The organism is Aquaspirillum sp., assembly GCF_055136605.1.
This window is the reverse complement of record NZ_JBSQVP010000087.1, coordinates 1-7,772: the sequence shown is the minus strand read 5'-3', so window position 1 is coordinate 7,772 and position 7,772 is coordinate 1. Positions and strand designations below refer to the sequence as shown.

Here is a 7,772-nt window from a genome sequence, read left to right as displayed (position 1 = left end):
AGATGTGTATAAGAGACAGCCTCTAACACCATTACATCCACTTCAGCCTGCATAAAACACGCTACGGCTGCTAAAGTGCCAAATTCAAAATAAGTCAGAGAAATATCGCCTCTGGCTTGCTCCACGGCCGCTAAGCCCGCACAAATTGCCGCATCCGAGGCTTCTTCCATGTTGATACGGACGCGCTCGTTATAGCGCAACAAATGAGGCGAGGTATAAGTACCGACACGAAACCCTGCCGCCCGCAACATCGTTGATAGCAACGCACAAATCGAGCCCTTACCATTTGTCCCTGCCACAATAAAGATCGGACACGTTGGGTTGAGTTGCATACGCTGTTTGACGTGTTGCACTCGGTCTAAACCCAGCTCAATCGCTTGACCATGCAGCGATTCTAAGTGTGATAACCATGTTGCTAAAGGGGTCTGTTCTGTTAAAAGCGTGGAAGCAGTCAATTTTTTATTACCATCGAGGAAGAAGCAAAGGCGCTATGCCAGCGCAACCAAATACGCAATTGTCGTTGAGCTTCTTGGTGACAACTATCTGGCCAAACCACATACCGCCCACCCGACCAGCTCAATATCAACCAAGGAAGCCAAATTCTGGTTTGCGTATCTAATTCAACCGGCAGCCATTTGCCTGCCGCTGTTTGCAACAACAAACGCCCCTCCGATTCCAACATGAACGCCACAGCAGGCATGTTCTCGCGCCAGCAATAGCCTCCCCAGACCAAAGGCAGGAGAGACCACCACAGCCCATCAAGGGTCAGCGACAACAACAGTGTGCTAAGCCCTATCAGAATTAACAGCGCGTAACGACGCTGGCGGCTGGGCCGTAAGGGATAATGTTGCTCAGGCCGCATAGCCAACAGGAAGATAAAACGTTAGACCGGTGTATTACTCAGATCTTCGTCTAATGTATCAATTAACATCGAGTGAAATTCGACATCAAACCATTCCCAAAAGGTTTTCAGGGAACGATCGGTCGGCCAAACGGTGTTGTCTTCATACCAGCTCGACAACTCCATCTCGAACACTCGGTCAAAAATCTCATCGATATAGGCAACGCCTTCTTCCGGCTCGTCGTATTCTGGAATCAACAACACCGTGCAATCTGCGCGCAGATTATCTAACGACAAATCAATGTCGTTGTCTGGCATATTATTTAACCAATCGAGAAACGGTTGTTTCGGTTTGATAACAGCAACAGAACGATCAACAAAATACATACAACCCCCATTACACATTCAGTGCAGGCAGATAATTAAGCGCTGATTGTAACAGGAAGCAGGATAAGGGGGGGACGGGTGAAGTTAGAGCGTCATTAACGCAAAGTTTGTTTCATCTGTTGTGCAGCCAAAGCATATCCGCCATCAGCCCCATCAACAAAATGAATGTGTTGTTGTTGCCCCGGTGCATGAACGACGCAGGTCACCAACGCTTGACTAGAAACATGCATCCCAAAGTGCAGCAAACCACACGATTGTTGTTGCTGTAGATAGTGTTCTAAGGCCGCAATTTGTTGTGTAGAGCCATCCAATACCATGCGCAACATGCCATCAAATTTTCGGCAATCGGTATGTTGCACTAATTCTTGCCGGTAACGACTCCACGCCACAGCTTTGGTATCAATGCCACAGGCAAAAATAATTTTTCCAATCGCATTGATCCACCAAATTTTACGACGGTAAGCAGCCATGTTTGCTGTTGTATCAACAGTTGTATCAAAGGTACGCACGGCGGTTTCATACTGCAGTGCCGTTGGTTGTAGGCTCAATTGCATGGCCTCTGGGCGTAGAGGATGCGATTGTTCAGCATCACCAAACAATTCAGCAATTTTGGCAAGCACCTGCTGATAAATCTGGACATGCTGCTTTTCATCATCGGTATTTGCCGCCACCAATAACGCTAATTTCGCCCCACGAAAACTGGGGACAGTCTGCCACCGACACTCAAAACCAGAAAAATCGGCAGTCACAGGCAAAGCCTCGGGAGTGATGGTCTGAACCGCTGAGTGTGATTGCTTCACCCATTGTTCAGCCACTTGCCAACCATTGCCCGCAAATACGGCTTGTTGCAAAGCGGTAGATAACTGATATTTACTGATCTGTACCCGATAACCCTGTTCTAACAATACCGCAACCGGCACCGCTCCAGCGCGTAACATCAGACCAAAGCGTTGTTTGGCCATTTGTTGGGTTGCACGAATAGCAGCAACAGCTTGAGGGTACCATGACGGAGGAATCGCAAAAGTTGCACCATCCCCACCAAATAAATAGGGGAAATCTAATTTATGTTCATGCAAAAGATTCGATAGCGCAGCAATACACGCTACGCCAACCGTATTGACCTCCTTATATGCCCCCCGTTGGATTGCATCCGTTGAATTGACTACATCAGCAATGACAATCCACCAGTCCGCAGGCAAGTCATGCCAAGCAGACCCAGTCAACACATGGTTAAAGTCATCAGAAATTGGGAGTTGTTGGTAAAACGTTAGGTCTGACATAAACAATGCACATCCTTCCTCGCTGCGAGATTCAAGCACACAGCGAGGAAGACGCTATGTTTATGCTTGAGGTTCCAATGCCTGTGTGACATCGGCAATCAAATCTTCAATATGTTCAATGCCAATCGATAAGCGCACCATATCAGCAGACACACCGGCCTTTTTCAACTCTTCATCGTTGAGTTGGCGATGGGTGGTAGAAGCCGGATGCGTTGCCAAGCTCTTAGCATCACCAATATTGACCAAACGGGTGATCAGTTGTAAGCGATCCAAGAAAGCAGCCCCCGCTTCACGGCCACCCTTGACACCAAAAGACAAAATACCAGAGGCTTTACCAGACATATAGCGATCAACCAACGCCTTAGACGGGCTACCTTCCAGACCAGCGTATTCCACCCACGCCACTTGTGGATGTTGTAGCAAGAACTTCGCAAGCTGTTGGGTGTTTTCGCAGATACGATCCATCCGCAATGGCAAGGTTTCAATACCTTGCAAAATCATAAAACTGTTAAAGGGTGAAATGGCTGCGCCCATATTGCGTAACGGCACAACACGCGCACGCGCAATATACGCAGCCGCTCCCAATGCCTCGACATAATTCACACCGTGATAACTGACATCTGGTGTGTTAAGACGAACAAAGCGTTCTTTGTGCTCACCCCAAGGGAACTTACCAGAATCAACGATAATGCCGCCGATAGTCGTACCATGACCGCCCATATATTTGGTTAAAGAATGCACCACAATATCAGCGCCATGTTCAAACGGACGGCACAAATACGGACTCGGCACCGTGTTATCAACAATCAAAGGCAACCCGTTTTGATGTGCCACCTCAGCAAAGGCAGCAAAATCGACCACATTGCCTAATGGGTTACCAATCGACTCACAAAACACTGCCTTGGTTTTTGCGTCAACTAAATCGGCGACTTGTTCTGGTTGGCGATAATCGACAAACCGCACTTCAATCCCTAATTGCGGCAAAGTGTGTGCGAACAGGTTGTAGGTACCACCATAGAGCGTTGAAGTGGCAATAATGTTGTCACCAGCCTCAGCAATGGTTTGAATCGAATACAAAATGGCTGCCATGCCAGAGGCCAACGCCAAGGCACCAATCCCGCCCTCTAAAGCCGCAACGCGCTTTTCCAACACATCGGTAGTGGGGTTCATGATACGAGTGTAGATATTACCCTGTACCTTCAAGTCAAATAAGTCTGCCCCATGTTGTGCGCTATCAAACGCATAACTGGCTGTTTGATACAACGGCACAGCGGCGGCTTTGGTGGTGGGATCGGGAGAATAACCGCCATGCACGGCTAAGGTTTCAATACGCATTGTTCACCTCAATAAAAAGGATTAGGGGCAGAAAAACAAACAGTGTCATTAAAACTAACCGTTTCAAGGCCAGTTTGCAATAGGCATAAAACGAACAAATCATTACAGCTTCATTCCAAAAAAGCATATTACAGTGCAACATGACACATCTTTTAGTGTAAATACACAGCGCGTAAGGTTATAATTTGCGGTTTTTGAAGCCATTTTTGCATTCAGGATCCACCATGCTCGAAGCCGAAGTTCTCAACCAAATTGATAACCAGCTTGCCGATCTCGCCGCCCGCAACGACGAAATTCGGAGGTATCTTTGACTATCCCACCAAAAAAGAACGGCTAGAAGAAGTCAGCCGCCTCAGTGAAGACCCCACGATTTGGGAAGATCCCAAACGGGCGCAAGAATTGGGTCGTGAAAAAAAACAACTTGAAGATGTCGTCGTTGTGATCGACCGCATCAGCCAAACCCTAGAAGACGGCGGCGAGCTGTTAGAGATGGGAAAGGCAGAAGAAGATACCGATACGATCTTGGCAGTCAAAGCCGATTTAGATGAAATTGAAAATCTGTTGGCTACATTAGAATTCCGCCGGATGTTCTCCGACCCGATGGATCCCAACAACTGCTTCTTAGATATTCAGTCTGGCGCAGGCGGCACCGAAGCCCAAGATTGGGCGCAGATGTTATTGCGGATGTATTTGCGTTATTGTGAGCGCAAAGGTTTTACTGCTGAAGTGATCGAAGAATCTGAAGGTGAAGTGGCTGGCATTAAAAGCGCCACCCTGAAAATCAGCGGTGAATATGCCTACGGTTATCTGCGTACCGAAGTTGGCGTGCATCGTTTAGTGCGTAATAGCCCATTCGACTCCAACAATCGTCGTCAAACATCGTTTGCCAGTGTGTTTGTTTATCCCGAAGTCGATGATTCGATTGAGGTTGAAATCAACCCTGCCGATCTGCGGATTGATACCTATCGTGCCTCGGGTGCCGGTGGTCAGCATATTAACAAAACCGACTCCGCCATCCGTATCACGCACAACCCAACAGGGATTGTTGTGCAATGTCAAAACGACCGCTCACAGCATAAAAACCGTGCTGAGGCGATGTCGATGCTGAAAGCGCGTTTATACGAATTAGAATTACGCAAACGCAATGAACAAAAACAAGCGCTTGAAGACAGCAAAACCGATGTGGGTTGGGGACACCAAATTCGTTCTTACGTGTTCGATCAATCGCGGGTGAAAGATTTACGCACCAACGTAGAAGTCGGTAACGTCAGGGCGGTGATGGACGGCGACTTGGATGGTTTCATTGAAGCGAGCCTGAAACAAGGCGTGTAACCCTTAACGCAATCTCTACTTAAATTACGGATTTTTTATGTCAGCACATACCCCCGCCAGCGAGATCGCTGTTGATGAAAACCAGATTATTGCTGAACGTCGGCAAAAACTGCATGCCTTGCGCGAACAAGGCATTGCTTTCCCAAATGATTTCAAACGCGAACATCTGGCCGCAGATTTAGCCGCCCAATACGGCGAAAAGAGCAAGGAAGAATTAGAACAACTCGCCATCACAGTCAGCGTAGCAGGGCGAATGATGTTAAAGCGGGTGATGGGAAAAGCCAGTTTTGCCACGGTGCAAGACGGGTCTGGCCGGATCCAGTTTTATATTAATGATCAAGGCGTGGGTGCTGACGTGCACGCGGCATTCAAACATTGGGACATGGGCGATATTTTGGCTGCTCGTGGTACCTTGTTTAAAACTAATAAAGGCGAGCTATCGGTCAATGTCAGTGAATTGCGTTTATTGACGAAGTCGTTACGCCCCCTGCCAGAAAAATTCCACGGCCTGACCGACCAAGAACAGAAATATCGTCAGCGCTATGTGGATTTAATCGTCAATGAAGACAGCCGCAAAACCTTCGTTCAACGCTCAAAAATCATCCAAAATGTGCGGGAAACGATGGTAAGCGAAGGCTATTTAGAAGTCGAAACGCCGATGATGCATCCCATCCCCGGCGGTGCGACGGCAAAACCGTTTGTCACCCATCACAATGCTTTAGACATGCCGCTTTATCTGCGGATTGCCCCAGAACTGTATCTGAAACGTTTGGTGGTGGGGGGATTGGAGCGGGTATTTGAAATTAACCGTAACTTCCGCAATGAAGGGATGAGCACTCGCCACAATCCAGAATTCACTATGATGGAATTCTACGAGGCGTATGCAGACTATCAACGGATGATGACCCTCACAGAAACCATCATTCGCCAAGCCGCCCTTGCTGCCTGCGGTACCACCGTGGTGCAGTACAATGGTCGTGAAGTCGATTTAGGCCAACCTTTTGCCCGTTTCACCATTTTAGAAGCCATCCGTCATTACAATCCACAATACACTGATGAACAGCTCAATGATCCAGCATGGTTGAGCAATGAAATCAAACGTTTAGGTGGAAAATTACCACCCGCAACCAGCCTCGGTAGCTTACAGTTAGCGTTGTTTGAAGAAAGTGCAGAAAGCCAACTGTGGCAGCCGACTTTCATTATTGACTACCCAGCCGAAGTGTCACCTTTAGCCCGTGCCAGCGATCAACGTGCCGGTATCACCGAGCGTTTTGAATTGTTTGTTGTCGGACGCGAGTTGGCAAATGGTTATTCAGAGTTGAACGATCCAGAAGACCAAGCCGAACGCTTCTTGAAGCAAGTTGAGCAAAAAGATGCGGGGGATGATGAAGCAATGCACTTTGATGCAGATTACATCCGTGCTTTGGAATATGGCATGGCGCCGACGGGGGGATGTGGTATCGGTATTGACCGTTTGGTGATGTTGTTAACTGATGCACCGTCAATCCGCGATGTGATCTTATTCCCACAAATGCGGCAGGAATAAGTGCAATAAAGAGGGAGGTCAGTTAGAAACAAATACTTGACCTCCTTATTAGTAGAGATAAACCGCTATGCCGAAACTTAAAACTGGAACTCTCGTTCCAACCACCGAAGAAGACACCGTAATCACCACGGCAGCAATGTCTGATGCAGATGCCGTTCCTTATACAGATCAGGAATGGGAGGCTGTTAAACATACAATACAGCGTGGCAGACCTACAAGACATATCAACAAAGAAAAAGTCACCATTCGTCTATCGCCAGAGGTAGTCGCAGCTTTTCGCGCTTCGGGTAAAGGCTGGCAAACACGTTTGGATACTGCGCTTAAAGACTGGCTCAAAACTCATTCTCCTGCCTAATTCAGAGCCAGCCTGAAACAGAAAATCTAGGCCATTTCTGCATCCAACCGTGTTTCATTCACCACTGCCACGGGTGTTTTTGTCAACCGAAACACATTTTTACGCGAGTAACCGCCGAGTTTTTCGACAGTCACACAGGGTTGATGGGTATGACAGCCGCCCTTACCCCCACGCAAAATCTCGTGTTCATTGATGCTAGACGGTACAAACAACTTTGCCTCATAGTCAGCGCCAATTTCAGCCGCTACCGCAATAAATACCTCGGCAAATTTCAGCAAAAACACATCGCACTGCACTCTTGTAATATCCGACCACACAAAAACATTCTGTTCGACGTGGCGAACATGGATGTGCTGTTCTAACGCCACCGGTGTCGCTTTTGGACACAAACGGTTCATAGCACGCCCAACCGCCACCAACAACGCACCATCCACCAATTCTTGATCATCAAACTCAGCGTGTGCCTGTTGCAAAATTAAATGCAAAACAACATTGTTTGTACACTGCTCCATGGTATCTACCTTTCCTTTTCAGACCATACCGAATGCCACTCTCGAAGATCAGCACCTCAGATGGGCTTTATTAACAACTTTGTTTAATACCATTAAAGCAGAAGATATAAACAATTAAAACAACAAAAACAAAAAATTGACATTTATCAGATAAATTTATTTTTAACGTATTAAAGTAACAATG

Annotated in this window: 8 protein-coding genes and 1 pseudogene; 3 read left to right on the top strand and 6 right to left on the bottom strand. The window is 47.3% G+C overall.

Annotation, left to right across the window (positions count from 1 at the left end; genetic code table 11):
* The 5 genes and pseudogenes from ACTBZS_RS11320 to ACTBZS_RS11300 all read right to left on the bottom strand — a co-directional run.
* Positions 1–455, bottom strand: a pseudogene (locus ACTBZS_RS11320) (bifunctional tetrahydrofolate synthase/dihydrofolate synthase); the annotation flags it as partial.
* Positions 452–862, bottom strand: a complete 411-nt coding sequence (locus ACTBZS_RS11315; RefSeq protein ID WP_463044198.1) for a hypothetical protein — start codon at positions 860–862, stop codon at positions 452–454. The pseudogene ACTBZS_RS11320 and the gene ACTBZS_RS11315, both read right to left, overlap by 4 nt.
* A gap of 21 nt (positions 863–883) precedes the next feature.
* Complete coding sequence (locus ACTBZS_RS11310; RefSeq protein ID WP_460429760.1) at positions 884–1,228, bottom strand: hypothetical protein; 345 nt, start codon at positions 1,226–1,228, stop codon at positions 884–886.
* Between the two features lie 95 nt (positions 1,229–1,323).
* A complete protein-coding gene (locus tag ACTBZS_RS11305; RefSeq protein WP_463044197.1) occupies positions 1,324–2,508 on the bottom strand; it encodes a DUF3095 domain-containing protein in 1,185 nt (394 codons plus the stop codon).
* Between the two features lie 60 nt (positions 2,509–2,568).
* Positions 2,569–3,843: an O-acetylhomoserine aminocarboxypropyltransferase/cysteine synthase family protein gene (locus ACTBZS_RS11300; RefSeq protein ID WP_460429762.1), complete on the bottom strand. Its 1,275-nt coding sequence runs from the start codon at positions 3,841–3,843 to the stop codon at positions 2,569–2,571.
* A 224-nt stretch (positions 3,844–4,067) separates the two neighbouring features.
* On the opposite strand from ACTBZS_RS11300, the gene prfB reads away from it, so the two are divergent.
* The 3 genes from prfB to ACTBZS_RS11285 all read left to right on the top strand — a co-directional run bounded on the left by prfB (position 4,068) and on the right by ACTBZS_RS11285 (position 7,076).
* Positions 4,068–5,175, top strand: a protein-coding gene (gene prfB, locus ACTBZS_RS11295) for a peptide chain release factor 2 (RefSeq protein ID WP_460429763.1) whose coding sequence is annotated in 2 segments (ribosomal slippage) — positions 4,068–4,151 and positions 4,153–5,175 — 1,107 coding nt in all. Because the reading frame shifts where the segments join, the coding sequence is not laid out codon by codon here.
* A gap of 37 nt (positions 5,176–5,212) precedes the next feature.
* Positions 5,213–6,721, top strand: a complete 1,509-nt coding sequence (gene lysS, locus ACTBZS_RS11290) for a lysine--tRNA ligase (protein WP_460429764.1) — start codon at positions 5,213–5,215, stop codon at positions 6,719–6,721.
* Positions 6,722–6,788: 67 nt separating this feature from the next.
* Positions 6,789–7,076 carry a BrnA antitoxin family protein gene (locus ACTBZS_RS11285; RefSeq protein ID WP_463044196.1) on the top strand — a complete coding sequence of 96 codons (288 nt, stop codon included), beginning with the start codon at positions 6,789–6,791 and terminating at the stop codon, positions 7,074–7,076.
* 26 nt (positions 7,077–7,102) lie between these two features.
* Here ACTBZS_RS11285 and ACTBZS_RS11280 read toward each other — a convergent pair whose 3' ends face one another.
* Positions 7,103–7,588 carry a hypothetical protein gene (locus ACTBZS_RS11280; RefSeq protein WP_463044195.1) on the bottom strand — a complete coding sequence of 162 codons (486 nt, stop codon included), beginning with the start codon at positions 7,586–7,588 and terminating at the stop codon, positions 7,103–7,105.
* Positions 7,589–7,772 lie beyond the last annotated feature (184 nt).

Bases quoted from the DNA above. Each gene is read 5' to 3' on its own strand.
- ACTBZS_RS11315 (WP_463044198.1), bottom strand. From the start codon at position 862: ATGCGGCCTGAGCAACATTATCCCTTACGGCCCAGCCGCCAGCGTCGT.
- ACTBZS_RS11310 (WP_460429760.1), bottom strand. From the start codon at position 1,228: ATGTATTTTGTTGATCGTTCTGTTGCTGTTATCAAACCGAAACAACCG.
- ACTBZS_RS11305 (WP_463044197.1), bottom strand. From the start codon at position 2,508: ATGTCAGACCTAACGTTTTACCAACAACTCCCAATTTCTGATGACTTT.
- ACTBZS_RS11300 (WP_460429762.1), bottom strand. From the start codon at position 3,843: ATGCGTATTGAAACCTTAGCCGTGCATGGCGGTTATTCTCCCGATCCC.
- lysS (WP_460429764.1), top strand. From the start codon at position 5,213: ATGTCAGCACATACCCCCGCCAGCGAGATCGCTGTTGATGAAAACCAG.
- ACTBZS_RS11285 (WP_463044196.1), top strand. From the start codon at position 6,789: ATGCCGAAACTTAAAACTGGAACTCTCGTTCCAACCACCGAAGAAGAC.
- ACTBZS_RS11280 (WP_463044195.1), bottom strand. From the start codon at position 7,588: ATGGAGCAGTGTACAAACAATGTTGTTTTGCATTTAATTTTGCAACAG.